25 protein-coding genes and 1 tRNA gene are annotated in these 24106 nt (G+C 44.7%); 7 read left to right on the plus strand and 19 right to left on the minus strand.

What is annotated here, in order from left to right:
• Nucleotides 1-33: 33 nt before the first annotated feature.
• The 3 genes from C2755_RS06670 to C2755_RS06680 are packed head-to-tail and all read right to left on the minus strand — an operon-like array spanning nucleotide 34 to nucleotide 1199.
• Nucleotides 34-474, minus strand: a complete 441-nt coding sequence (locus C2755_RS06670; protein WP_215320239.1) for a tautomerase family protein — start codon at nucleotides 472-474, stop codon at nucleotides 34-36.
• Between the two features lie 23 nt (nucleotides 475-497).
• Nucleotides 498-995 carry an arsenate reductase ArsC gene (locus C2755_RS06675; protein ID WP_215320241.1) on the minus strand — a complete coding sequence of 166 codons (498 nt, stop codon included), beginning with the start codon at nucleotides 993-995 and terminating at the stop codon, nucleotides 498-500.
• 27 nt (nucleotides 996-1022) lie between these two features.
• A complete protein-coding gene (locus C2755_RS06680; RefSeq protein WP_215320244.1) occupies nucleotides 1023-1199 on the minus strand; it encodes a hypothetical protein in 177 nt (58 codons plus the stop codon).
• Nucleotides 1200-1676: 477 nt separating this feature from the next.
• Between C2755_RS06680 and C2755_RS06685 the strand changes: the two genes are divergently transcribed.
• Together C2755_RS06685 and C2755_RS06690 are read left to right on the plus strand one after the other, a co-directional pair.
• On the plus strand, nucleotides 1677-2153 hold the full coding sequence (locus C2755_RS06685; protein WP_215320246.1) for an MgtC/SapB family protein: 477 nt from the start codon (nucleotides 1677-1679) through the stop codon (nucleotides 2151-2153).
• An 83-nt stretch (nucleotides 2154-2236) separates the two neighbouring features.
• The gene (locus C2755_RS06690; RefSeq protein WP_215320248.1) at nucleotides 2237-2437 is read left to right on the plus strand and encodes a hypothetical protein; all 201 of its coding nucleotides are present in this window, start codon (nucleotides 2237-2239) and stop codon (nucleotides 2435-2437) included.
• Between the two features lie 2 nt (nucleotides 2438-2439).
• Here C2755_RS06690 and phoR read toward each other — a convergent pair whose 3' ends face one another.
• From phoR to C2755_RS06730, 8 genes are all read right to left on the minus strand, one after another.
• Nucleotides 2440-3738 (minus strand): phosphate regulon sensor histidine kinase PhoR, encoded by a 1299-nt coding sequence (gene phoR, locus C2755_RS06695; RefSeq protein ID WP_215320250.1) that lies wholly within the window; start codon nucleotides 3736-3738, stop codon nucleotides 2440-2442.
• A gap of 64 nt (nucleotides 3739-3802) precedes the next feature.
• Nucleotides 3803-4516, minus strand: coding sequence for a phosphate regulon transcriptional regulator PhoB (gene phoB, locus C2755_RS06700; RefSeq protein ID WP_215320251.1), 714 nt, complete (start codon nucleotides 4514-4516; stop codon nucleotides 3803-3805).
• Between the two features lie 14 nt (nucleotides 4517-4530).
• A complete protein-coding gene (gene phoU, locus C2755_RS06705; protein ID WP_215320253.1) occupies nucleotides 4531-5238 on the minus strand; it encodes a phosphate signaling complex protein PhoU in 708 nt (235 codons plus the stop codon).
• A gap of 13 nt (nucleotides 5239-5251) precedes the next feature.
• Nucleotides 5252-6088 carry a phosphate ABC transporter ATP-binding protein PstB gene (gene pstB / locus C2755_RS06710; protein ID WP_223146584.1) on the minus strand — a complete coding sequence of 279 codons (837 nt, stop codon included), beginning with the start codon at nucleotides 6086-6088 and terminating at the stop codon, nucleotides 5252-5254.
• A gap of 8 nt (nucleotides 6089-6096) precedes the next feature.
• A complete protein-coding gene (gene pstA / locus C2755_RS06715; protein ID WP_215320256.1) occupies nucleotides 6097-6963 on the minus strand; it encodes a phosphate ABC transporter permease PstA in 867 nt (288 codons plus the stop codon).
• Nucleotides 6960-7946: a phosphate ABC transporter permease subunit PstC gene (gene pstC, locus C2755_RS06720; protein WP_215322329.1), complete on the minus strand. Its 987-nt coding sequence runs from the start codon at nucleotides 7944-7946 to the stop codon at nucleotides 6960-6962. Before pstC ends, pstA begins: the two co-directional genes overlap by 4 nt.
• A gap of 73 nt (nucleotides 7947-8019) precedes the next feature.
• Nucleotides 8020-9042 (minus strand): phosphate ABC transporter substrate-binding protein PstS, encoded by a 1023-nt coding sequence (pstS, locus tag C2755_RS06725; protein WP_215320258.1) that lies wholly within the window; start codon nucleotides 9040-9042, stop codon nucleotides 8020-8022.
• A 181-nt stretch (nucleotides 9043-9223) separates the two neighbouring features.
• Nucleotides 9224-10237, minus strand: coding sequence for a CorA family divalent cation transporter (locus C2755_RS06730; RefSeq protein WP_215320261.1), 1014 nt, complete (start codon nucleotides 10235-10237; stop codon nucleotides 9224-9226).
• A 112-nt stretch (nucleotides 10238-10349) separates the two neighbouring features.
• Here C2755_RS06730 and C2755_RS06735 point away from each other — a divergent pair, with 112 nt between their 5' ends.
• From C2755_RS06735 to C2755_RS06745, 3 genes are all read left to right on the plus strand, one after another.
• A complete protein-coding gene (locus C2755_RS06735; protein ID WP_215320263.1) occupies nucleotides 10350-11180 on the plus strand; it encodes a hypothetical protein in 831 nt (276 codons plus the stop codon).
• An 86-nt stretch (nucleotides 11181-11266) separates the two neighbouring features.
• The gene (locus C2755_RS06740) at nucleotides 11267-11686 is read left to right on the plus strand and encodes a hypothetical protein (RefSeq protein WP_215320266.1); all 420 of its coding nucleotides are present in this window, start codon (nucleotides 11267-11269) and stop codon (nucleotides 11684-11686) included.
• Nucleotides 11687-11688: 2 nt separating this feature from the next.
• Nucleotides 11689-12663, plus strand: a complete 975-nt coding sequence (locus C2755_RS06745; RefSeq protein WP_215320269.1) for a hypothetical protein — start codon at nucleotides 11689-11691, stop codon at nucleotides 12661-12663.
• A 392-nt stretch (nucleotides 12664-13055) separates the two neighbouring features.
• Here the strand turns inward: C2755_RS06745 and recQ are convergent, their stop codons facing one another.
• From recQ to C2755_RS06770, 5 genes are all read right to left on the minus strand, one after another.
• Nucleotides 13056-14894 carry a DNA helicase RecQ gene (gene recQ / locus C2755_RS06750; protein ID WP_215320271.1) on the minus strand — a complete coding sequence of 613 codons (1839 nt, stop codon included), beginning with the start codon at nucleotides 14892-14894 and terminating at the stop codon, nucleotides 13056-13058.
• Nucleotides 14895-15015: 121 nt separating this feature from the next.
• Nucleotides 15016-15105 (minus strand) — tRNA-Ser (locus tag C2755_RS06755).
• 45 nt (nucleotides 15106-15150) lie between these two features.
• Nucleotides 15151-16461 (minus strand): serine--tRNA ligase, encoded by a 1311-nt coding sequence (serS, locus tag C2755_RS06760; RefSeq protein WP_215320273.1) that lies wholly within the window; start codon nucleotides 16459-16461, stop codon nucleotides 15151-15153.
• 48 nt (nucleotides 16462-16509) lie between these two features.
• On the minus strand, nucleotides 16510-17193 hold the full coding sequence (locus tag C2755_RS06765) for an outer membrane lipoprotein carrier protein LolA (protein WP_215320276.1): 684 nt from the start codon (nucleotides 17191-17193) through the stop codon (nucleotides 16510-16512).
• A 6-nt stretch (nucleotides 17194-17199) separates the two neighbouring features.
• A complete protein-coding gene (locus tag C2755_RS06770) occupies nucleotides 17200-19512 on the minus strand; it encodes a DNA translocase FtsK (protein WP_371816835.1) in 2313 nt (770 codons plus the stop codon).
• 39 nt (nucleotides 19513-19551) lie between these two features.
• Between C2755_RS06770 and trxB the strand changes: the two genes are divergently transcribed.
• Nucleotides 19552-20508: a thioredoxin-disulfide reductase gene (trxB, locus tag C2755_RS06775; RefSeq protein WP_072583823.1), complete on the plus strand. Its 957-nt coding sequence runs from the start codon at nucleotides 19552-19554 to the stop codon at nucleotides 20506-20508.
• 79 nt (nucleotides 20509-20587) lie between these two features.
• Here the strand turns inward: trxB and C2755_RS06780 are convergent, their stop codons facing one another.
• The 3 genes from C2755_RS06780 to C2755_RS06790 form a co-directional block, all read right to left on the minus strand.
• Nucleotides 20588-20929, minus strand: coding sequence for a DNA-binding transcriptional regulator (locus C2755_RS06780; RefSeq protein WP_215320278.1), 342 nt, complete (start codon nucleotides 20927-20929; stop codon nucleotides 20588-20590).
• Nucleotides 20907-21185 carry a BrnT family toxin gene (locus C2755_RS06785; RefSeq protein ID WP_215320280.1) on the minus strand — a complete coding sequence of 93 codons (279 nt, stop codon included), beginning with the start codon at nucleotides 21183-21185 and terminating at the stop codon, nucleotides 20907-20909. Before C2755_RS06785 ends, C2755_RS06780 begins: the two co-directional genes overlap by 23 nt.
• 128 nt (nucleotides 21186-21313) lie before the next feature.
• On the minus strand, nucleotides 21314-23374 hold the full coding sequence (locus tag C2755_RS06790) for a sodium-translocating pyrophosphatase (protein WP_215320283.1): 2061 nt from the start codon (nucleotides 23372-23374) through the stop codon (nucleotides 21314-21316).
• 183 nt (nucleotides 23375-23557) lie between these two features.
• Here C2755_RS06790 and ppa point away from each other — a divergent pair, with 183 nt between their 5' ends.
• Nucleotides 23558-24094 (plus strand): inorganic diphosphatase, encoded by a 537-nt coding sequence (ppa, locus tag C2755_RS06795; RefSeq protein WP_215320286.1) that lies wholly within the window; start codon nucleotides 23558-23560, stop codon nucleotides 24092-24094.
• The last annotated feature ends 12 nt before the right edge of the window (nucleotides 24095-24106 follow it).

Raw genomic sequence — 24106 nt, forward strand, 5'->3', positions numbered from 1 at the left:
CCCATATTAAAGCTATTTCAAAAACAGGTCTAACTATGAATTCAGGAAATTTAGCTTCTTCTGAATACCTACCGGCAGAGTCGAGAACCAAACACTATCGTCCCCGACCGCAGGTAATATTTGGCCATATTCGATCATTTGGCAGGGAATAATTTCATCAATATATGCCCAAATCTGATGACCCGCCAATCCAGAGACGCTCTGAATGGCAACCTCAAGCTCAACGAGAAGTTGTTTTTTCATTTGCTCACCTCTACCGCTGCGGATTTGCCCGCTTAAAAAGAGGTGGGGTTCATCAAGAAGAACGCCACCAATAAAACAATCATGCGGATCCAATTGCTTAAAAATGACTTGGGCAAAATAAGCCTCAGCACCAGTGACATCAGCATGAATTTTAGTAATTGCTTTAGCAATAGTAAATTTTTGATGAGTTGTGAGCGAGATTCCGGCGTAATTGATGCTATATGTAGCCATAGTGAGGTATACCTGTGAATGCTTTAGTCACAGTGTTGATGAATAGAATGAAGCTCATCTTTAATTTGCAAATGATCCAATTTATCAATTGGAAGATCAAGCAATAACTCGATGCGATTTCTCAAACCCATCTCAACTTTTCTAAACGCACCCCACATTTCTTGATCGGTACCAGTAACAGCACCTGGGTCCATAAAGCCCCAATGTGCAGTTGTAGGATGGCCGGGCCAATAAGGGCACTCTTCACCTGCAGCAGAATCACAAACGGTAATAATGAAATCCATATGTGGCGCATCATGCCTACCAAACTCATCCCAAGACTTACTTCTAAGCAATTCGAGAGGGTATCCCATCTCTCTAGCGAGTTTCAAAGCAATCGGATGTACAAATTTCTTTGGATTCGAGCCCGCTGAGTACCCTATAAAGCGACCATGACTAAGAGTGGTTGCAAGTGCTTCAGCAAGAATGGATCGAGCTGAATTACCGGTACACAGAAATAAAATATTGTAAGAATGAGTCATCAATCAATAGCCATTAAAGAACACTAATTAAATAATTTCATCTAAGCGTAGTGAGAATCTTTTATCGAGTACAAATTGATCGATCTTTGGGTCTACCAAATCTCTACTGGCTTGCATTTCATTATTGACGGATTTGAAATTCGCATTTCCCTGAACTTCATTCCGAAATACATCAGATAGGTATTTTGTTAAATCTGCATTCATAGGGTTTTCGCTTTCTAGTAAATCATCGATATCGCTATCCTATGGCTTATATATTTCAATTCTATTAAAGCGTTTAAAAAAGGAAAAACCCAGCATAGGCTGGGTGTAAAGGAAGAGCGGTACAGATTTGTCTTGGTCAGAAACTTTCTGACCCATTAAAGATATCAGTGCTTTGTTACAAAGAAATGACCAGATTATGAAAATAAAATTAACTACCAAGACGATGGGAAGCGTAACGACTTGCATAAGCTAAGCGTGCTTCGTACCAGACTTGCCAAATTGCTAATAAAGTTTTTTTCATATAAATCTCTATGATGAAAGATTAATTGGGACATTTTTATTTTGTAAAAATGCCATTGGTTTAACAATTGAATTATTTACCGTCGAAGTGACAAGGTGAAGGCGCTTTTGTGACCGATTGACACAGCTGCGATACACTCCGACTTATATAAACACTTATCCAACAAGGAAATTCAGATGTTTGATTGGGATCTCTACAGCACTATTGCCCTCAGATTAGCCCTGGCCCTCTTTGTTGGATCTGTGCTCGGCCTAAACCGCTGGCTGCACCATAAATCTGCCGGAATTCGGACCCACTCTTTGGTAGCCATTGGCTCAGCCACGGCTGTTATGCTTATCAGCGACTTTGTGAAGGATGATGCGCAGTCTGTTAGCCGTGTTCTTCAAGGGCTTATTACCGGCCTTGGCTTCCTGGGTGCCGGTGTCATTATTCGGGAGCAGCGCTCACAGCGAGTCCACGGGCTAACTACAGCAGCAAGCCTTTGGGCTTGCGCCCTGATTGGGGCGGCATTTGGGGCTGGGCAATTTGCGCTTGGGGGACTCTCCTTGGGAGCGATATTGCTCACCTTACTGATTGGCGGTCCTATGGAGCGGTTGTTTGCCAGGCTAAATGGGGTTAGGCGTAGCTCTGAAATCTCGAACGAACCTGACTGAAATCCATTAAAACAGTCAAAAAATAGATTTTTGTCATATTACTTTGCTAGGATTGCACATCCCAACAATGACAAGCATATGCCATGAGTGATTATCGATATGAAGACGCAGTGAAACAGCTGCAAGAAACTGGTGCTATTGGGCTGGTTGACCTTAAAAGCCTTCCACATGAAGATCTAGTTGAGTTGCTTGAAGAGATTAAGGTTTGGTGCCTATACGCAAGCGGAAAGGCGGAAAAGCTGACCAAAGAATCCAAGAAGAAGAAGAAAAAGAAGAAAGACTAGATTTAAAGGGTTAAACGCTCTTTAGGAAAGCGCAGCGTAAAAGTGCTGCCTTTGCCGGGCATGCTTTCTATTAATAACTGAGCTTGATGACGACTTGCAATATGCTTGACGATTGCCAAGCCTAGGCCGGTACCACCCGTATCACGAGAACGACTTCTGTCCACTCGATAAAAACGCTCCGTCAGCCTTGCAAGGTGCTCTGAGGCAATCCCGGGGCCGGTATCTGTAACAGAAAATTCACCCTGCCCTTGTGCATTAGCGCACCACCTTACATGAATTGAACCTGCATCTGGCGTGTAGCGAATTGCATTTGAAACTAAATTACTAAATGCTGAGAGTATTTCTCTTTCCTCACCCAACAAGCATTGCTTATCAGCAACCTCAAAACTAAAGCTATGCTTTCCTTGGGATAAAGCCTCAGCATCATTTCTCAGCAATGCCATCAAAGTTTCAGTATTGATCTTGTTCATTGCAGCTGGCAATGAATTTGCCTCCAAATTTGCTAGCGTCAACAGGTCCTCAACCAAACTTTTCATACGGTGCGCCTGGGACATCATCATGTCAAAATATTGATCGCGTTGACTCTTCTCGAGATCCAGGGTTTGAACGGTCTCTAGAAATCCCATTAAGACGGTAATAGGGGTTCTCATCTCATGGGATACGTTAGCAACGAAATCGCGCCTCATAGAATCTGCTTTTTGCAGATCGGTCACGTTTTGCACCAACAACAAATTACGTTGATTTCCAAATGGAAATGCTTGCACCATTAAGCTAAGGCTATTGTCTGGCCCCATTCGCTCTAAAAGTAATGGCTCTTCAAAATGACGTCTGCTTAAATATTGGATAAATTCTGGGCGACGAATAAGAAAATTAATCCGTTGCATGACATCACGCTTATAGTTCAGGCCAAAGAAACTTTCTGCAATTGAATTGCACCACTCAATATGATCGCTTTCATCAAGCATCACGATGCCATTAGGAGATGCTTGGAAGGCCTCTATAAAGTGCTCATGCTGCTGCTCAATAATGCGCATTCTCTGCTTTAAGCTTTTTACCAAACGCTGCAGCTTAAAAAAAATCTCTTCCCAAAAACCACTAGGCAAAGGCATGCTCTCAACGGTATCTGACTGAATATTCTTTAATAGGCGCGCTAGATTGATGTAAGAGTAAATCAAAGGAATGGACATTAGGGCAATACTTATAAAAATAGCCCATTGAGCGCCCCATGTATAGAAGGCGGTAAATGAAGCTATCAAAACAAAGCATGCAAAGACAATGTAGCGCGAGATGGCAGAAATCATGGTGCAATCTTAGACTATCTTAAGGAGAGCCCTGAAATAGCCTTAAAAGCCTTAAAAATAGGCCCTAGGATTCAGTTGGTATCTTGGTGATGCGGTAGCCGCTACCTCGAACTGTCTCAATAAATCGATCGCAGTCAAAAGGGCTTAATGCAGCCCTTAAGCGTTTGATGTGAACGTCCACAGTGCGCTCTTCGATATAGACCTCATTGCCCCATACTTTATCGAGCAAATTTGTACGTGAATGCACTCGTTCTGGGTTAGCCATGAAGTACTGAAGAAGTCTATATTCAGTAGGGCCAAGGGATATTGGCTTTGGCTCAGAATTAGGCCAAACTGCTAAGACTCTGTGGGAGCTGGGATCTAACTTTAGTGGGCCAACCGTGAGGGGACCAGTATCGTCAACGGCGGTCTGTCTTCGCAGTAGCGCTCTAACCCTAGCAATCAGCTCCTTGGGCGAGAATGGCTTGGTGACATAATCATCGGCCCCGGAATCTAAACCCAAGACTTTATCTACCTCTTCACTTTTAGCAGTCAACATCAGGATTGGTAGTCCCCTTGTACGATCATTTGCTCTTAATTCTTTGGCAAACTGTACGCCGGACTTTCCAGGAAGCATCCAGTCCAAAATAACCAAGTTCGGCAAGCGCTCTTTCATCATGCCCAAGGCTATATCAGCCTGCATGGCCTTTTCAACTTCGTAACCAGCATGAGTTAGATTAATTGCAATTAACTCTGCAATTGATGGCTCATCTTCAACTATTAGTATGCGGTGAGTCATGTTCAGGCGCTGGTTTACTGCTTATTGGCTTCGCGCACCAAGTCTTCATGCGGAATATGACGCACATCGGACCCTTTTGCGATGTAAATCACGAATTCTGCAATATTCTTAGCGTGATCGCCAATACGTTCGATAGCCTTAGCAATCGTTAACATATCTAATCCAGTGCTGATAATGTGCGGATCTTCAGACATATAAGTAATTAACTTACGAACAAAGCCTCTGAATTCCTCATCAATTTGACGATCTTCCGCAACCACCTCTGCAGCGGCTACAGTGTCTAGCCTTGCAAATGCATCTAAGCTACGACGCAATAGATTAATGGCCATTTGCCCTGATAGACGAATTTCGGCAACGTTAATATTGTGTGGGGTACCAGACTCAATTAAACGCTTAGTGCGCTTGGCAACGCGCTCCGCCTCATCGCCCGCTCGCTCCAAATTCGTAATCGCTTTAGATACCGCCATTACCAAACGAAGATCTCGCGCAGTTGGTTGACGACGCGCAATTACTTCAGTGCAAGCTAAATCAATTTGGATCTCAAGATCATTTACAAGTTTTTCGTTTTCAATCACGATGTTGCAAGTATCAAGATCCATTTGCGTGAATGCACGCATAGCTGTGGAAATTTGAGACTCAACCAATCCACCCATTTCAAGCAATCGGCTTGAAAGCGAATTAAGATCGGCATCAAATTGTGAGGATAGGTGTTTATCTGGCATTTTGTATCTCCAATTAACCGAAGCGGCCGGTGATGTAGTCTTCTGTTTCTTTACGCTTAGGCTTGATAAAGATTTCGTCTGTTTTACCATACTCGACCAAACTACCAAGGTACATATAAGCAGTGTAGTCGGATACGCGGGCTGCCTGTTGCATATTGTGAGTAACGATAGCAATGGTGTACTCATGCTTTAGCTCATTGATCAGCTCTTCGATTTTTCCAGTCGAAATTGGATCCAAAGCAGAAGTTGGCTCATCGAGCAAAATGACTGATGGCTTGACTGCAACACCACGAGCGATACACAAACGTTGTTGTTGACCGCCAGAGAGAGATAAACCACTTTGGTTTAACTTGTCTTTTGCTTCAGTCCATAGAGCAGCTTTATTCAAAGCCCACTCAACACGTTCATCCATTTCAGAACGAGAGAGTTTTTCATAGAGGCGCACACCAAAAGCAATGTTTTCATAGATCGACATTGGAAATGGGGTTGGTTTTTGGAAAACCATACCAATACGTGAACGAAGCAGGTTCAAGTCCTGCCCTGGCTCCAAAATATTCTGGCCATAGAAATTGATTTCACCTTCAGCACGTTGCCCTGGATAGAGGTCGTACATACGATTCAAGGTACGTAGTAATGTGGATTTGCCGCAGCCTGAAGGGCCAATGAATGCTGTCACTTTACCCTGCTCAATATCCAGATTAATATTCTTGAGGCCCTGGAAAGCACCGTAAAAGAAATTCAGATTTCTGACTTCAAGGGCATTAATTGCTGCCTGTTCTGAATGTTGATTTGTTGTTTCCACTTTACCCCCTTGACCATCAATCTTATTTAAGTCAAACATAGTTTTCATATTACTCATCATCCCTGGACCTTCTCACGAAATACCACTCGTGCCAAAATATTTAAACCGAGAACGGTAAACGTAATCAAAAGAGATCCGCCCCAAGCAAGACTTACCCAATTGTCATAAGGGCTCATCGCAAATTGAAAAATAACCACCGGTAAATTAGCCATAGGCTTATTCATATCTGTGGAGAAAAATTGATTGCTCAACGCAGTAAATAATAAAGGCGCTGTTTCGCCACTAACTCGAGCAAGAGCTAGAAGAATGCCGGTCATAATGCCGCTTTGTGCAGCGCGCAAGGTAACCATAAATGCCACTTTCCACTTAGGCGTTCCCAACGCATAAGCCGCCTCACGCAAACTTCCAGGTACTAAGCGCAGCATATTTTCTGTGGTGCGCACAACCACTGGAATTGCAATCAGAGCTAATGCAATAGTGCCCGCCCATCCTGAGAAATGCTGTACCTTAGCAACATATAAGGCATAGACAAATAGCCCAATTACGATTGATGGTGCGGACAGCATGATATCGGTAACGAAACGAGTCAAAGAGGCCACTCGACTTCGATCACCATATTCAGAAAGATAGAGACCCGCCAGCACACCTACAGGCGTGCTGATAAATGTACATGACCCAACCAATAAAAGGCTACCAACAATTGCATTAGCCAATCCACCACCCTCAGTGCCTGGAGCTGGTGTGCTTGCTGTAAACATATTTAGATTGATTGCAGAAAACCCTTTAATAAAAAGGATGCTTAAAATCCAGATCAAACTTGCCATTCCAATTGCCATTGCAATCATGGATAAAGTTAGGCCAATTTTATTGGTCCTTTTTCGACGGGCAAACACGGTCATATCAAAGTTAACGTTTGAACTCATGATTTAAGTCCTTGCTTCTTTTCCATGCTGATCAACATCCATTTAGCAAAAGCCAATACAACAAACGTAATAAAAAATAGAGCAAGTCCGAGCGCGAAAAGAGATGAGTAATGCAAACCAGCCTCTGCCTCGCCAAACTGGTTGGCTAATGTTGATGCTATTGAGCTTCCTGGCGCAAAAAGAGAAGCTGAAATACGCTGCGCATTACCAATAACGAAAGTAACAGCCATCGTCTCTCCAAGCGCTCTGCCAAGACCCAACATCACACCGCCAATTACTCCCGCTTTGGTGTATGGCAAAACAATGTTTCTTACTACTTCCCAAGTAGTGCAACCAATACCATAAGCCGACTCTTTTAGAACAGGAGGCACGATTTCAAAGACATCGCGCATGACCGATGCAATAAAAGGAAGAATCATCAAGGCAAGAATTAATCCCGCACATAACATTCCAATTCCGTTTGGTGGGCCAGAAAATAAAATTCCGATAAAAGGAATTTGACCAAGAGTGGCCTGAAGTGCCGGCTCAATATAGTCACCAAAGATTGGTGCAAAAACAAATAAACCAAACATGCCATAAATAATAGATGGTACTGCTGCCAACAACTCCACCGCAGTCCCAAGTGGACGCCTTAAGGGTGGAGGGCAAATTTCAGTCAAGAAAAAAGCAATGCCAAAACTAAGTGGTACTGCAATCAATAGCGCAATCACCGAGGAGACCAAGGTGCCATAAATAGCAATTAATCCACCAAAATCACCATTAACAATATCCCAGGCTGGTGTAATGAAAAATTGCGGTCCAAACTCTTTCAATGCAGGCCATGCATTCACAAATAAGGAGCCAATAATCCCCAAGAGCGCAAAAAGCACAGAAAGAGAGAAAAATTGAGTTACGCGGTGGAAAAGAAAATCTTGAATGCGCTGAAGACGCGCAATTCTTGCGGCCACTAGCGTCGGCGCGCCCGCTGATTCCAAAGTATTCATCATTAGACTTAAGCTAAAGTTAAAAAACGACCCTGGAAGCCAGGGTCGTAATGATCAAAAATACAAAGAAGAATTACTTAGTGTCAACCTGTGACCAAACTTGTTTGCGAATGTAATCTACAGTTGCATCAGGCATTGGAACGTAATCCAATTCTGAAGCTGCTTTTTTGCCATCTTTGAAAGAGTACTCAAAGAATTTCAATACTGCAGCAGCTTGAGATTTGTTTTCTGGCTTTTTGTAAAGCACCACAAAAGTAGCGCCGGTAATAGGCCAGGATTTTGCACCAGCAGCATATGTGATGAATGTATTCATGCCAGGAAACTTAGACCAATCTGTACCAGCGGAAGCGGCTGCAAATGCTTCAGCAGTTGGAGAAACCATTACGCCATCAGCATTGCGAACTTGTGTGTAGCTCAAATTATTCTTTTTGGCATATGCATACTCAACATAACCAATGGAATTCTTAATGCGGGCTACGTTTGCAGCAACGCCTTCATTACCTTTGCCGCTAACTGTAGAGGCTGCAGGCCACTTGACTTGGGCACCAAAACCAACCGCTTCTTTAAAGTTGCTGCTTGTCTTAGAAAGGAAACTAGTAAAAATTGCAGTAGTACCAGAACCATCAGCACGAGTAACAACAGTGATTGGGCCTGAAGGAATCTTCATACCTGGGTTCAACAGAGCAACGCGCTTATCGCTCCAATCAGTTACGCTACCCTGGAAAATATCTGACAACAAGTCGCCTGAGAGCTTGAGCTGATTTGGACCAACACCTTCAATGTTCACAACAACTACAACACCACCAATAATTGCAGGGAACTGAACCATGCCATGACTTTGGAGATCATCAAATGCCATTGGGGCGTCGGTAGCACCAAAATCTACTGTCTTAGCTTTAATTTGTTTAATACCACCACCTGAACCGATAGACTGGTAGTTAAGGCCATCACCACTTTTAGCCTTATAAGACTCAGCCCATTTGCTGAGCACTGGATAGATGAATGAAGAGCCAGCTCCAGTCATTTCAACAGCGTAAGCTGTAGGGGCCAAAGCAATAGCACCGATGACTAGTGCTTTTTTCAAAAAAGATTTCATGTGATTAGTCCTGGTATTGAAATAACGCAACATTGCGATAACGAGACAATACGTTTTCACTGTGACGATTTAATGACAAAGTGTCATTAAGGAAAAATTCATTATAAATCAATGGTTTATACAATATTTTCCAGCCCGCTATGATGCCATTCGAACAACTGGGGAGGACTTAATCAGGAGATTAAATGATCCTTTTTAGTTTTAATGCAGCAAAAACTGCCGCACCAGTAACAGACATCAGAACCATGACTTCATAAAAAGAGCCTCTTAATCCCGGTAGGTCCTCCATATTCATACCCATCACGCCGGTAATTAAGGTCATTGGTAAAAAGATTACCGTCATTACGGACAACACTTGCAAGTTCTTGGCATTAAATTCTGCTACGTGGGCTGCCTGCTCGTCTTGCAGTACCTTTGCGCGGTCGTAAAGACTAGAAATCTCCTGCACCAAGTAGGAAAGCAAGTCCAAATCATCATTTAAGCGATGCTTATCTTCCTCGCTAAACCAGTATGGGAGACGCTTTAATAGGCGATGTAAAGCGATTAATTCTGGTGAAAAGTGTCTTCGAAGCCGACTACATTGAATGCGTATCCTGCCAAGATTTTCATGCTCTGGAAATTCCCTTCCTTTGAGAAGTTTTTCCTCCAAATCATCCATATTCTCAGAAAGATGTACCAACAGCGTTCGCAATTGCTCGGCACGCAAGTCCAGTAGCTCATGAAATAATTCAATGACAGAGGCTGGGTTGAGTTGACCATTTCTTAAGTCATACCGCAATTTATCGGTAGTTCTCAGGGGGTTGTTGCGCAAAGAAACCATCAGCTTTGGCCGGACAATCGCCCAAAGGGTTCCCAAGCCGGAGTCACCGCCCTCCTCCCCAAACTCTTGCTGAAAGTCGTTCATGACCATTAAAAGACAATCATCTAACTTTTCAATGCGTTCCAAACGACTGAGGTTGACACCTTCTTGAATCATCTCTACCACACGCTCTGGAATCAATGGGGTATTTTCGAGCCACCGCTGAATTTGGGAATTAGATAGATTTAAATGCAGCCAGATAGAGATATCAGGATTTTCAAGTGCCTCAGAAATTTCAAACAATGGAATTTCATACCCATTACCTGAAATGGGCATAGCCCAAGCGAATACAACACCTGCAACTGGAAAAGGTTTTGCAATGATTTCTAAAGTCATCACTAAATTGTATGGCACACAACAAGTGACACTAAGTACACCTGACATCAAAATGACATGAAATTAGTCTAAACAGATTGTTTGAACAATAAGCAGGTCTTTGTAGATTCCAATGAAAGCGTTATTCCTTGCGTTTCTGCTTTTACCAGCATTTGCCTATGCTTTTGAGCCCCTGAATACCGATGATGCAGGTACTGTAAAAGCTGGAGGGAATCAAATTGAGCAATATTTTTTCTCCATCAACCGAAATGGTGGATCCCAGCAAGCAGACGTAATGACCCCAGGCGAAGAGTACACCGGCCGAACCGATGCAAAAGCATTTCCATTTACGTACACGCGTGGACTAAGCGACCAATTAGAGGCATCGCTCTCTGCAACCTACTATAACGAGCCAAGCGGTACTTTCTCCAAGTTCTCAAATTATGTACTAGCAAGCAAGTGGCGCTTTCATGAGGATAACGATCTAGGGTATGCCCTCGCCATTAAGCCAACGGTTGTATTGCCTGCCGGTAAACAGCAGCAAGTTGCAGGCTTAGGCTTAGCTGCCTTGAATTATGGCGTGAACTTCATCACCTCTAAATACTGGGAGGACATCGAGCTGCACGTGAACGCTGTTTATATGCGCTCGCCATACAACACGAATTACAGTGTCGGGACTGCTTCTGATCCTAATCGGACAAATATCTTTTTAGTGTCTATTGCTCCTGTTTGGTCTATTTCTAAGAATTTAAAAATCGCTTTAGACCTTGGGGCAGCAACTAACCCACCATCAACCGAACAATACTTAAGTCATTACGCCTTGATAGCGGGGATTTACTCCCTTACTAAGACTATAGATCTTGGTATTTCCTATATGCGGACCGGAGCAAACTATGGTGAAACTTTTGCAGCGCAATCGGCCGGGGCAACACGAAGCGAAGTTGGGATTACTTGGAGATTTTGAAATTTGATTAGATGGCGGATATGAAATTGTCACAATTTCGTAGCAAACTCAAAGGAACCCCATTACATTTAAATTGGAGCAACTAAATGTACTATCAGATTATTCCTTTAGAAATGGGCTCCTTAGTAGAGCGCAACCTATTTCAGAAATCCAATAAAGAAATTAAGTGCGGCATGGTCTGGAAATTGGGCTCCGTTATAACCGAAAGTAAACCCACCTTTATTAAGGCATACGACCCAAATATTGGCATCTGTATTGAAGATATCCCTGGTGGCGCCATTAGCAAGACTTATGGTGGGGAAAAAGTGATTTATTTTTCCGATACCATCGAGGAAGATGAGCAAGATGAATTAACGGAGATCTTTTATCAGAGTAATAAAAAATATTCTAAGAGTTATGAAGATGTTTTCCATGACCTAGGCTGGAAGCAAGTAAGCTCAGATTCCTATATTTTTGGCGAGCTTGAAATAAAGGAACTAGATGATGCACTCACCTCTTACAAATAAGCATGAAATTACTTAAATCAATACTTGCTGGACTACTCTTCGCTTGTTCTTTGGGTGCAACCGCTCAATCATTAGAGTCATTTAAATTTGTAGCCTTAGGAGATATGCCTTACTCCATCCCTGAAGACTACCCCCGCTACGAGAGATTAATCGCCGCAATCAACCAAACTAATCCGAGTTTTAGCCTATTTATTGGCGACACTAAATCAGGCTCAACACCTTGTAGCGATGAATACAACCAAAAGGTTAAGGGCTATTTCAATCAATTCACATCCCCCTTAATTTATAGCGTTGGGGATAATGAGTGGACTGATTGCCATCGACCGATGGCTGGATCTTATGATCCCATTGAACGATTAGACAAACTCAGAAGTACTTTCTTTAATACTCGTAAGAGTTTGGGTAAGCAACAATTAGAGCTCACCAGACAATCTGATGTTGACCCTAAACATCAAAAGTTTGTTGAAAATGCTTACTGGGTAAAAATCCATTTTCTATTTGTCAGCATACACATTCCCGGCTCTAACAATAATTTTGAACGAGATGAACAAGCAAAAGCGGAATATTACGAACGTAACCAAGCTAATATAGATTGGATCCAAAACAGCTTTGCGCTGGCTCAAAAGATGAATTATTTAGGCATCATCTTCTGCTACCAAGCCGATATGTTCTACACACCCACACAGGCAGTGAACCCAGACAGCGGCTATCGAGATACATTGCAGGTATTCAGCAAAAATGCTCAATCATTCAAGAAGCCTGTGCTATTAATTCACGGTGATAGCCATCGACTCATCGTTGATCAGCCACTGAAAACGGCAGATCAAAAACATACTCTGGAGAACGTATTACGACTAGAGGTGATGGGCGCAGAACAAGTCCAAGCCGTAACGATTGGGGTAAATCCAAAGTCTGAGCAACCATTTAGCTTTACACCAATTATGCTCAGAGAAAATATGTCTACTCCAAGACCCTAAAACCTAACCAAGGTATTCCACGCTCTAAATCTCAGACTATGAAATGTCATCAAAATCGCATCAACATGTCACATTCCATTAGTAAAGTGGAGCCCTACTTATGGGAGATGAAGTGCAATTCTCTTTTTACTGGTTGTAAATAGTTTGTACTAACAGCCCATAGGTAACCAAATTCTTTAGTTTCACGAGGGCATCATGAGTGGCAAACGACATCAAAGCGAAGGTGCGAGCCTTGAGAAGAAGCCTGAAGTCAGCGAGGAATCCCATTCTTTTTTAAAGAAAAGATTAATTTGGCAACGCCTAGCTCAAAAAAAGATTAAAAAGACTCTTAAAGCTCGATTCAAAATAGATACCAAAAAATAATTGACGATGGTTCTAATCCCTATTTTGATTTAACTGAGGCGCTCTAGGTTTTCCTGGATAACTTCTATAAAGTGTTCGCCATATCGATCTAGCTTGGCCTGCCCCACCCCGCCAATACCGCTAAATTGATCTAAGGTAGTTGGTGTAGACCTCACCATCTCCTGCAAAGTGCTGTCATGAAAAATTACATAGGGTGGAACCCCTTGCTCGCGTGCCAGCTCAGTACGCTTAGCTTTGAGTGCCTCCCACAATTTTTCATCTGCAACATTACTAAAGGGATGCGTAGAACTTTTCTTTGCTCCTGATTTTGTAGCCTTTGCTTTGGAGTAGCCCGTTTCTTTTCGCAACCAAACCTCTTGCTCGCCACGCAGGACCGGCAATGCGATCTCATCGACCAACTTTAAGCCCCCATGCAGGGCAATGTCTACATCTAGATAACCGCCTGCTACTAGTTGACGATAAATGCTATTCCATTGAGCCTGGTTGAGTTCTGCACCGATGCCAAAAGTGCTGACCTGCTCATGAAAGTACTGCTTGACTCTGGGAGTAACCTTGCCAAGGAGAACATCAATTAAATGGGTCACACCAAAACGCTGGCCTGTCCGATAAACGCATGACAACGCCTTTTGCACCTCCTGCGTGGCATTCCAAGTTGCCACTGGCTCTAGACAGTTATCACAGTTCCCACAGCCGCCAGGATGCGTCTCTCCAAAGTATCGCAAGATTGTTTGATGGCGGCATGATGTGGATTCACAATAACCCAGTAGTGCGTTGAGTTTTTGCCGCTCTACCCGCTTACGATCCTCAGAAGCTTCGCCAGAATCGACCATTTGCCGCAAGCTCACAACATCCCCGAATCCATAGGCCATCCAGGCATTTGCGGGTAAGCCATCACGTCCTGCGCGCCCTGTTTCCTGGTAATACCCCTCCATACTTTTTGGAAGATCAAGATGAGCTACAAAGCGAACGTTGGGCTTATCAATACCCATGCCGAACGCTACGGTTGCGACCATGATGACGCCCTCTTCACGTAGGAAACGTTTTTGATTGGCGCTACGTGTTTCAACGCTTAAGCCTGCGTGATAAGGCATAGCATCCCAGCCGCGGTCTACCAACCATTGCGCAGTCTCTTCTACACTGCGACGCGATAGGCAATAGATAATTCCCGAGTCATCGGCATGCTCAACATCTAAAAGATGCTCTAACTGTTGTTTGGCACTCTGCTTTTGCAGAACACGATATTTAATATTGGGACGATCAAAGCTGGAGACAAACTGCTCGGCAGATTCGAGCGAAAGGCGCTCTACGATTTCGGCTCGAGTTGGCGCATCTGCGGTTGCTGTTAAGGCGATACGAGGTACCTTAGGAAATCGCTCATGCAATACAGTGAGTTGGCGATACTCTGGACGGAAATCATGACCCCATTGAGAAACGCAATGCGCCTCATCAATCGCGAATAAGGCAATTCCAGGGCCTGAATTAAGTCTATCGAGTATCGATAGAAAACCAGGGTTCATGAGACGCTCAGGCGCCACATAGATTAAGTCAAGATCCCCAGCCAGCAACTGACTGGTCACCTTTTGAGATGTAGCCGCATCCAAACTGGAGTTTAGAAAAGAGGCTTTAACGCCTAACTGGGTTAATGCATCAACCTGATCCTGCATTAGTGCAATCAGGGGTGAAACTACTACGCCAACACCACGTCGAACAAGTGAGGGAATTTGATAGCACAGCGACTTACCGGCGCCAGTGGGCATCAGAACCAAAGCATCGCCGCCTGCCACTACATGTCTAACAATAGACTCTTGAGCCCCACGGAATTGATCAAAGCCGAAAACATCATGAAGAACTTGGTGGCTCGACTGCAAAAGTAATACTCCCCTGTCTTATTCAATAACTGCGGATTGCAAACTATATATAAATAAAAAGCCCCACGTCATGCGGGGCTCTTTCGATATTTTCTCTATGCAAACAAATATAGAGTCTGAATGGCGGAGAGGGTGGGATTCGAACCCACGGTAGGTTTGACCCTACGCTTGATTTCGAGTCAAGTACATTCGACCACTCTGCCACCTCTCCGAACCAAAGCCAATTATAGCTTTGGGGTGGTTTTATGGTTTTTGCTCAGATTGGCTTTAATACCGCTAGGCCACCCAAGTAGGATTGCAATGCCTTAGGGATAGCAATACTGCCATCTACTTGCTGCTTATTCTCAAGCAATGCAACCAATGCTCTGCCTACTGCAAGGCCTGAACCATTTAAGGTGTGCACTAATTCTGGCTTTCCTTGACCGGCTTTAAATCTAGCCTGCATCCGTCTTGCCTGGAAATCGCCCATGCTGGAGCATGAGCTAATTTCTCTATAGGCTTTTTGTGAAGGCACCCAAACCTCTAAGTCATAAGTCTTGGTACTACCAAAACCCATATCGCCCGTGCAAAGCAATACTTTTCTGTAAGGTAACTCGAGCAATTCCAGAATACGCTCAGCGTGGCCCGTGAGCTCTTCCAAGGCTTGCATGGAATCTTCTGGCTTAGTAATTTGCACTAACTCAACTTTGTCAAACTGATGCTGACGTATCATGCCTCGGACATCACGACCATAGCTACCAGCTTCTGAACGGAAACAGGGTGTATGAGCTACAAACTTTATTGGTAAGTTATCGGCGTTAACGATTTCATCGCGGACTAAATTCGTTACCGGCACTTCTGCAGTAGGAATCAAGTAGAAGTTTTCAGTCTTCGCTTCACCGCCCTCATCTTCACCGCCCATTTGGCGCGGAACCTTAAATAAATCCTCTTCAAACTTCGGCAACTGACCAGTACCGCGCATAGAGGCAGCATTCACCATGTAAGGTGCATACACCTCTTGATAATTGTGATCTGTAGCATGAGTATCAATCATGAGCTGCGCCAAAGCGCGATGCAGTCTTGCGATTGGTCCCTTGAGAACCACAAAGCGTGAGCCGCTAATTTTGGCTGCTACTTCAAAGTCCAGGCCCAGGGGGCCACCCAAATCAACGTGATCTTTAATCTCAAAATCAAAAATCGGCTCTTCACCCCAACGCTTTACTTCTTTGTTTTCTGTTTCGTCTTTACCGGTTGGTACAGATTCATCTGGCAGATTCGGAATCCCCATTAAGAAATCAGAAATCTCTGCTTGCAGCGTACTTAATCTGGTTGCACCAGATTCCATATCAGTATTGACTTGCGCAACTTCAGCCATCTCGGCAGAAGCATCCTCGCCCTTGCCTTTTTTCATACCAATAGCTTTGGATAATTGGTTGCGTTTAGCTTGCAATTCTTCAGTACGGGTTTGCAAAGATTTTCGCTCAGATTCCAAGGCATTGAATTTCTCAACATCGAGTTGGAATTTGCGAGTCGCTAAACGTGCAGCAACTGCGGCGATATCTTTACGGAGTAATTGCGGATCAATCATGTGATGCTCTGTAGATTAGGGGTTCTAGGTTTTAGTTTTATACGGGCTCTAGTTTAAGCGCAAGACTTCGGCTCCGGCTGGCGGGGTGAAAGTAAAGCGATTGGCGGGCAAATTAACATTGAGTTGGATCTTATCCAAAGTCACCAGGACCACGCTTCCAAGCCCATCGGTTAACTCCAAAGCTTTCGGTAAGCCATTAGCCATGCCAATCGAGATCTTTGTATAAGGCAGGTCATTTTTATTCTTGGCATTGGGATCTTTTTTAGGAATCAAAGCTACCCACTTCATTCCTAAACGCTCTTCGCCTTCAACCAAGTCAAAATGCTGTTCTAGTGAAGTCTCACCAAACAGAATAGCTGCTGGTGTAGAAGCTAAGGCCTGCCCCGCTGGACGAAAAGTCGCCTGGTTTAAATCTTTATCCCATAAGATTAGTTGCTTGCCATCAGCAATTAACTTTTGCTCGTAAGGCTTTTGGGTATCCCAGATAAATCTTCCTGGACGCTGAAACACAAAATGACCTTGGGTTTGACGGAGGACTTTCAAGCCCTTGTCTTGCGACTCATTGGCTTTGGGTGCGCGCAACTGTTGTTGCACAAAGTCACCTTCAGCAGTTTTAGAGTTGCGTACAAATTGACGCAACTGCTCTGCGCCACTCTCGCTTTGAGCAAGCGATGCACCTGAAAAAAGGATACTTGCAATTGTCAGAATTGCTGCAGTCAGAAATCTTGGCATGGATTCTTATTCGGAGGGGCGATGGAGAATCTCGCGATTGCCGCCGTTACCCATTTTGGATACAAGACCTGCTTTTTCCATATCTTCTAGCAAACGTGCAGCGCGGTTGTAACCAATACGCAAATGACGCTGCACTAGTGAGATCGATGGGCGTTTATTTTCTAGAACAATAGCGACGGCTTGGTCATAAAGAGGATCTGCTTCACCACCACCCTCACCAGTCAATGCATCCACATTGGATTCGTCAGCACCTTCAAGGACACCATCAATGTAGTTGGCTTCGCCCTTCTCTTTGAGCCATTCCACAACACGATGGACTTCATCATCCGATACGAATGCGCCATGAACACGAACTGGCAAACCGGTACCTGGCGCCATATAGAGCATGTCACCCATACCCAACAATGCTTCCGCGCCCTGCTGATCCAAAATCGTACGACTATCAATCTTGCTGCTGACTTGGAATGAGATACGGGTTGGTACGTTGGCTTTAATTAAACCAGTAATGACGTCAACGCTTGGGCGTTGTGTTGCTAATACCAAATGAATACCTGCAGCACGAGCCTTTTGCGCAATACGGGCAATCAACTCTTCAATCTTCTTGCCCGATACCATCATCAAGTCAGCCAACTCATCAATCACGATGACAATGACTGGTGCTTTATAGATTGGCTCTGGATCATCTGGAGTTAAGCTAAATGGATTGGTGAGCTTCTCACCTTTCTCTTCGGCTTCTAGAATCTTTTTATTAAAGCCAGCTAGGTTACGAACGCCAAACTTACTCATCAGTTTGTAACGGCGCTCCATCTCATTTACCGCCCAGTTAAGTGCGTTGTATGCCTGCTTCATATCCGTTACAACTGGGCACAACAAATGCGGGATCTTGTCGTAGATGGCCATCTCGAGCATCTTCGGATCAATCATGATCAAACGCACTTCATCAGGCTTAGCCTTAAAGAGTAGCGACAGGATCATGGCATTGATACCCACCGATTTACCCGCTCCAGTAGTACCCGCAACTAAACAGTGAGGCATCTTTGCTAAGTCAGCCACCATTGGGCTACCAGAGATATCTTTACCTAAGGCTAGAGTCAGCAATGAATGATTGTCGTTGTAAACCTGCGAAGTCAAAATCTCTGATAGGTAGACTGACTGGCGCGTTGGATTTGGTAACTCCAAAGCCATGCAAGTCTTGCCAGGAATAGTTTCTACAACACGCATACTGACAACGCCTAGTGAGCGCGCTAAGTCACGTGAGAGATTCACGATCTGACTGCCCTTTACACCAATCGCTGGATCAATTTCGTAGCGAGTCACTACTGGGCCAGGATAGGCGGCAATCACTTTTACTTGAACATTAAACTCGGCTAACTTGCGTTCGATTAAGCGTGAAGTAAATTCCAGCACGTCAGCAGAGATGGTTTCTTTTGCTTCAGGCACTGGATCAAGTAATGCGAGTGGCGGTAATTCTGAATCTGGAATATCCACAAACAATGGCTGCTGTTTCTCGCGCTCTACACGGGCACTCTTCGGAATCTCAATTGGAGCACGTACGATTTGCACTGGTGCTGCAACTTCAACGCGACCGCGGAACTCTTCTACAAACTCTTCACGCTCTTCAGCAGCAACTTCACCTAACTTGCGGTCTTCTTCGCTATCGCGGCGTTCACGAATGCGGTGATATGTCACCTCCAAGAAACGCCCTACTTTTTCAGCAACATCCAGCCAGGAGAAATGCAAGAACAAAGAGAGGCCAGCACAAAGACCAAATAGGAGAACCAGAGTGGAGCCGGTAAATCCAAGAGACATTTGCAATGGGTCACCAATCAGCTCACCCAAAATACCGCCAGGAGGTCTAGGGAGCTCCCAGGACAGCGAATGCATGCGGATGGACTCCAAACCCATACTGCAGACAAGAGTCAGTCCAAAGCCTAACCAACGCATTAGTAGAGAGTCTGGCTTAGCATCTGGATCTGGTGGCAAAGGTATGCTCCAAAGCTCACGCCAGCCATTTAAGACGCGGCGCCCAAAGAGAGCAACCCACCAAAAGGCAGAAATACCAAAGATATACAGCATTAAATCGGCTAAATAGGCCCCAAAACGACCCCCCAGGTTCTTGGGAGCCTCAAAACTGGCGTGGGACCAGGCTGGATCAGCCTTGGAATAGGTCAGCAAAATGGCAAATAAACCCAGGCACAAGCCTAGAGAGATGAACCAACGAGCCTCTAATAAGAGGCGGGGCATCCTGCCCTGCGGGCCATTCTCTGGGGGCTGGGAGCTCATTGGAGCCTTGGACTTCGGGTATGCGGTTCTTGCCATGTTCTACCGATTGTAATCAAGCAAATCTATAATTTGAATATGACTACAAATACCCCAAAACACTCCAAAGTTCTGATCCTCGGATCCGGCCCTGCTGGCTATACAGCAGCCGTCTACGCAGCCCGAGCCAATTTAAACCCCACCCTCATCACTGGCCTAGCTCAGGGCGGTCAATTAATGACCACTACTGACGTCGAAAACTGGCCTGCGGATGCCGATGGCGTTCAAGGCCCAGAACTCATGGAGCGTTTCTTAAAGCATGCCGAACGCTTTAATACTGAAATCATTTTTGACCATATTCATACAGCAGCCCTGAAAGAAAAGCCCATCCGCTTAGTTGGTGATTCTGGAACCTATACCTGCGATGCCTTGATTATTTCTACTGGCGCTTCTGCTCAATATATTGGCTTACCAAGTGAAGAAGCATTCATGGGTCGCGGTGTTTCTGGTTGCGCCACTTGCGATGGCTTCTTTTACCGTAATCAAGATGTTTGTGTAGTCGGTGGTGGCAACACTGCAGTTGAAGAAGCGCTCTACCTTACTGGTATTGCTAAAAAAGTAACCGTGATTCATCGTCGCGATAAGTTCCGTGCTGAACCAATCTTGAATGATCGCCTCATGGCAAAAGTTGCTGAAGGCAAAGTGGAGCTGAAACTGAACTCCACTCTCGACGAAGTTCTAGGCGATGAAAAAGGTGTAACTGGTGTGCGCATTAAGAAACAAGATGGCAGCACTGAAGACCTTGCTGTAACAGGCGCCTTTATTGCCATTGGTCACAAACCGAATACCGAACTCTTTGTTGGTCAGCTCGATATGAACAATGGCTACCTCAAGACCCATTCAGGCCTTGAAGGCAACGCCACTGCTACTAATATCCCTGGCGTCTTTGCTGCTGGCGATGTGCAAGACCATATTTACCGTCAAGCGATTACCAGCGCTGGCACAGGCTGTATGGCTGCATTAGATGCGCAACGTTATTTAGAAACTTTGGAGTAAGTTTTATTTGCTTAGAACTTTAAGTAAGTATGAAATAAAAAAACGCCTAGCAATGCTAGGCGTTTTTGTTTGAGCTTTCTTATACGCTCAAGGCCAGTAAAGCCACCTCAGGGGCACGATCCAATATCTTTAGCAGCGCCTTTGCTGCGCCTGTAGGACTTCTTTTTCCCTGCTCCCAGTTTCGAATAGTTTCTAAAGAAACTTCTATACGACTTGAGAACTCTTGTTGAGATAAGCCAATCCGTTCACGAACTCGCTTTGCATATTTTGCAGCATCTTGCATGGCTTCGTCATCGTCTTGCCGTTGGTGTAGCTTTATGAGGCGCTCAGAAGTTGCATCTAATAGCTTCTTATCTACAACCCCCTTGGGGAAACTTGTAGGGTTATTTAGATCAACGCTAACTCGTACTATTTTTTTCATATCGCTTGACCTCCCTGTTATTAGCTTTCCTTGCTGAAATAATTCTGATGGCCTTAACTCTTCTGGTGAACACAACTACGAAGACTCGTTTATCAATTGCCCCTATTGCGCGATACCGCTCTTCCCCGTAATCCCATCTTTGGTCATGCTCAATAACTATCGTAGGATCTTTAAAAATTGATATCACATATGCGAAATCAAAATTTCGAGAGATCTGGCATGAGTTACTTTTAGCCAAATCCCATTCAAAATCCATTTACCCTATAGTAGGCCAATGGCCTACACTTTGTCAAGTGGCGTCAACATAAACAAAACGCCTAGCATTGCTAGGCGTTTTTGTTTTCTGCAGTCTGATTGCTACTGCATTTAATGACTACTCATTACTTAACGAGAGACCATTGGCAAGAGTGGCACGATAAGTAATGCCACGATATTGATGATCTTAATGAGTGGGTTAACGGCAGGGCCCGCAGTATCTTTGTAAGGGTCGCCAACGGTATCGCCAGTCACTGCCGCTTTGTGAGCTTCAGAACCTTTGCCGCCGAAGTGACCTTCTTCGATATATTTCTTGGCGTTATCCCAAGCACCACCACCGGTACACATCGAGATCGCTACGAATAAGCCAGTCACAATAGTTCCCATGAGCAAACCACCCAATGCTGCAGGTCCTAACAAGAGACCAACTACAACTGGGGCTACTACTGGCAAGAGGGAAGGAACGATCATCTCTTTAATAGCTGCAGAAGTCAGCATATCGACAGCTTTGCCGTACTCTGGCTTTGCAGTGCCTTCCATGATTCCAGGGATATCACGGAACTGACGGCGCACCTCTTCTACCACCGCACCAGCACAACGACCTACTGCTTCCATCGCCATTGCACCAAACAAGTAAGGAATCATGCCGCCGATAAAGAGGCCAATGATGACCATGTGATTGGACAAGTCAAAAGACACCTGTTGGCCCATACCCTCTAAAGCATGGGTGTAGTCAGCAAAGAGCACGAGCGATGCCAAACCAGCCGAACCAATTGCATAGCCTTTAGTAACTGCTTTAGTAGTGTTGCCAACCGCATCCAATGGATCGGTAATATCGCGAACAGATTGTGGCAAGCCTGCCATCTCTGCAATACCACCAGCATTATCTGTAATTGGGCCATATGCATCAAGCGCAACCACAATACCTGCCATGGACAACATGGCTGTTGCTGCAATTGCAATGCCATATAAACCAGCCAACCAATACGCTGCAAAAATCGCTGCACAAACAAAGAGCACTGGGTAAGCAGTTGACTTCATCGAAATACCTAAGCCAGCAATAATGTTGGTACCGTGACCTTTGGTTGAAGCTTCAGCAATATGCTGCACTGGCTTGAACTGGGTACCGGTGTAGTACTCGGTAATCCATACCAAACCTGCTGTAAGCAACAAGCCCACTACAGTTGAACCAAACAAACGCCATTGGCTACCAGGAATACCTAATGCGTCGTCCGGCATGATGAAATTGGTTACGAAGTAGAAGGCAATCAGCGACAGACCACCAGCAATGATCAACCCCTTGTACAAAGCAGGCATCACATTTTTCATGCCAGGTGTTGCTTTTACAAACGAGCAACCAATGATGGAGGCGATGATAGAAACGCCACCCAGCACTAATGGATAAATAATTGCAGCAACTGGTGCGCTAGAAACCATTAAGGATCCCAGCACCATGGTTGCAATCAGCGTAACCGCGTAAGTTTCGAATAAGTCCGCCGCCATACCTGCGCAGTCACCAACGTTGTCGCCAACGTTATCAGCAATCACCGCAGGATTACGTGGATCATCTTCCGGAATCCCAGCCTCAACCTTACCGACCAGGTCAGCGCCAACGTCTGCACCCTTAGTAAAGATGCCGCCACCTAAACGCGCAAAGATCGAAATCAAGGAAGAGCCGAACGCCAAACCAATCAGGGGATGCAATACAGAAGAGAGATCTTGTCCAGCACCAATCGATACAAGGAACATAAAGAAGAGGCCAACACCCAAGAGACCCAGTCCAACTACCAACATGCCGGTAATTGCGCCGCCTTTGAATGCCACATTGAGCGCTTCGTTCATACCCTTGGTGGCCGCTTCCGCTGTCCGCACGTTTGCGCGCACTGACACATTCATACCAATGAAGCCGCAAGCGCCAGAAAGCACGGCGCCAATGACAAAGCCAATCGCGGTCGCAAAATCAAGGAAGAGCGCCATGAGAATGGCCAGAACCACCCCAACCACGGCAATCGTTTTATATTGGCGTGACAAATACGCTGCCGCCCCCTGCTGAATCGCCTCTGCAATTTCTTGCATTTTGGCGTTGCCTGTACTTTGCTTCAAAATCCAGCCGCGCATCACAAAACCGTAAATCACGGCTAGGACACCGCAAGCCAAGGCAAAATACAAGCCTAAAGTGACATTACTCATGCTTGAACTCCCTAAAGTTAATCATTTGTTAATCTTTATTGTTTTTGCATAACTCCACTTAGGTAGACCTGGTTTCCGAAAGCTTTAAACTATGGTCTTTAAGCTGTATCAGTATGTAACAGAATCACCCCTGCTCTCCCTTGATAGGATCAGGGTATTTACTAATCAATATTCGGAGTATTTATGAGTCTCGAAAAAGTCAAGCCAGGTAAAAAGATCCCTGAAAGCTTCAACGTCATTATTGAAATCCCAATGAACGCTGATCCAGTGAAGTACGAAGTGGATAAAGAGTCTGGCGCAATTTTCGTTGACCGTTTTATGGGCACTGCAATGCACTACCCATGTAACTACGGATACATTAATAAAACGATTGCCGGTGATGGCGACCCTGTTGATGTTCTCGTAATTACTCCATTTCCACTCATTCCAGGTGTTGTTGTTAGCTGCCGTGCAATTGGCATCCTACAAATGGAAGATGAGGCTGGTCAAGACGCTAAATTATTGGCTGTTCCAGAAGACAAAATTTTGCCTATCTATACACACTGGCAAAAACCTGAAGACATGAACCCATTGCGTTTGAATCAAATTCAACACTTCTTCGAGCACTATAAAGATCTCGAAAAAGGTAAATGGGTAAAAGTTAAAGGCTGGGGTGGCGTTGCTGATGCTCATAAAGAAATTCTTGAAGGCATCGAGCGCTACAACAAAGAGAACAAGTAATTCTTTTATTGA

The sequence above is a fragment of the Polynucleobacter sp. MWH-S4W17 genome (genome assembly GCF_018687535.1).
Taxonomy (GTDB): domain Bacteria; phylum Pseudomonadota; class Gammaproteobacteria; order Burkholderiales; family Burkholderiaceae; genus Polynucleobacter.

What these genes read in the sequence shown, in the direction of transcription:
- C2755_RS06670 (WP_215320239.1), bottom strand. Translation starts at nt 474, where the DNA reads ATGGCTACATATAGCATCAATTACGCCGGAATCTCGCTCACAACTCAT.
- C2755_RS06675 (WP_215320241.1), bottom strand. Translation starts at nt 995, where the DNA reads ATGACTCATTCTTACAATATTTTATTTCTGTGTACCGGTAATTCAGCT.
- C2755_RS06680 (WP_215320244.1), bottom strand. Translation starts at nt 1,199, where the DNA reads ATGAATGCAGATTTAACAAAATACCTATCTGATGTATTTCGGAATGAA.
- C2755_RS06685 (WP_215320246.1), top strand. Translation starts at nt 1,677, where the DNA reads ATGTTTGATTGGGATCTCTACAGCACTATTGCCCTCAGATTAGCCCTG.
- C2755_RS06690 (WP_215320248.1), top strand. Translation starts at nt 2,237, where the DNA reads ATGAGTGATTATCGATATGAAGACGCAGTGAAACAGCTGCAAGAAACT.
- phoR (WP_215320250.1), bottom strand. Translation starts at nt 3,738, where the DNA reads ATGATTTCTGCCATCTCGCGCTACATTGTCTTTGCATGCTTTGTTTTG.
- phoB (WP_215320251.1), bottom strand. Translation starts at nt 4,516, where the DNA reads ATGACTCACCGCATACTAATAGTTGAAGATGAGCCATCAATTGCAGAG.
- phoU (WP_215320253.1), bottom strand. Translation starts at nt 5,238, where the DNA reads ATGCCAGATAAACACCTATCCTCACAATTTGATGCCGATCTTAATTCG.
- pstB (WP_223146584.1), bottom strand. Translation starts at nt 6,088, where the DNA reads ATGAAAACTATGTTTGACTTAAATAAGATTGATGGTCAAGGGGGTAAA.
- pstA (WP_215320256.1), bottom strand. Translation starts at nt 6,963, where the DNA reads ATGAGTTCAAACGTTAACTTTGATATGACCGTGTTTGCCCGTCGAAAA.
- pstC (WP_215322329.1), bottom strand. Translation starts at nt 7,946, where the DNA reads ATGAATACTTTGGAATCAGCGGGCGCGCCGACGCTAGTGGCCGCAAGA.
- pstS (WP_215320258.1), bottom strand. Translation starts at nt 9,042, where the DNA reads ATGAAATCTTTTTTGAAAAAAGCACTAGTCATCGGTGCTATTGCTTTG.
- C2755_RS06730 (WP_215320261.1), bottom strand. Translation starts at nt 10,237, where the DNA reads ATGACTTTAGAAATCATTGCAAAACCTTTTCCAGTTGCAGGTGTTGTA.
- C2755_RS06735 (WP_215320263.1), top strand. Translation starts at nt 10,350, where the DNA reads ATGAAAGCGTTATTCCTTGCGTTTCTGCTTTTACCAGCATTTGCCTAT.
- C2755_RS06740 (WP_215320266.1), top strand. Translation starts at nt 11,267, where the DNA reads ATGTACTATCAGATTATTCCTTTAGAAATGGGCTCCTTAGTAGAGCGC.
- C2755_RS06745 (WP_215320269.1), top strand. Translation starts at nt 11,689, where the DNA reads ATGAAATTACTTAAATCAATACTTGCTGGACTACTCTTCGCTTGTTCT.
- serS (WP_215320273.1), bottom strand. Translation starts at nt 16,461, where the DNA reads ATGATTGATCCGCAATTACTCCGTAAAGATATCGCCGCAGTTGCTGCA.
- C2755_RS06765 (WP_215320276.1), bottom strand. Translation starts at nt 17,193, where the DNA reads ATGCCAAGATTTCTGACTGCAGCAATTCTGACAATTGCAAGTATCCTT.
- C2755_RS06770 (WP_371816835.1), bottom strand. Translation starts at nt 19,512, where the DNA reads ATGGCAAGAACCGCATACCCGAAGTCCAAGGCTCCAATGAGCTCCCAG.
- trxB (WP_072583823.1), top strand. Translation starts at nt 19,552, where the DNA reads ATGACTACAAATACCCCAAAACACTCCAAAGTTCTGATCCTCGGATCC.
- C2755_RS06780 (WP_215320278.1), bottom strand. Translation starts at nt 20,929, where the DNA reads ATGAAAAAAATAGTACGAGTTAGCGTTGATCTAAATAACCCTACAAGT.
- C2755_RS06785 (WP_215320280.1), bottom strand. Translation starts at nt 21,185, where the DNA reads ATGGATTTTGAATGGGATTTGGCTAAAAGTAACTCATGCCAGATCTCT.
- C2755_RS06790 (WP_215320283.1), bottom strand. Translation starts at nt 23,374, where the DNA reads ATGAGTAATGTCACTTTAGGCTTGTATTTTGCCTTGGCTTGCGGTGTC.
- ppa (WP_215320286.1), top strand. Translation starts at nt 23,558, where the DNA reads ATGAGTCTCGAAAAAGTCAAGCCAGGTAAAAAGATCCCTGAAAGCTTC.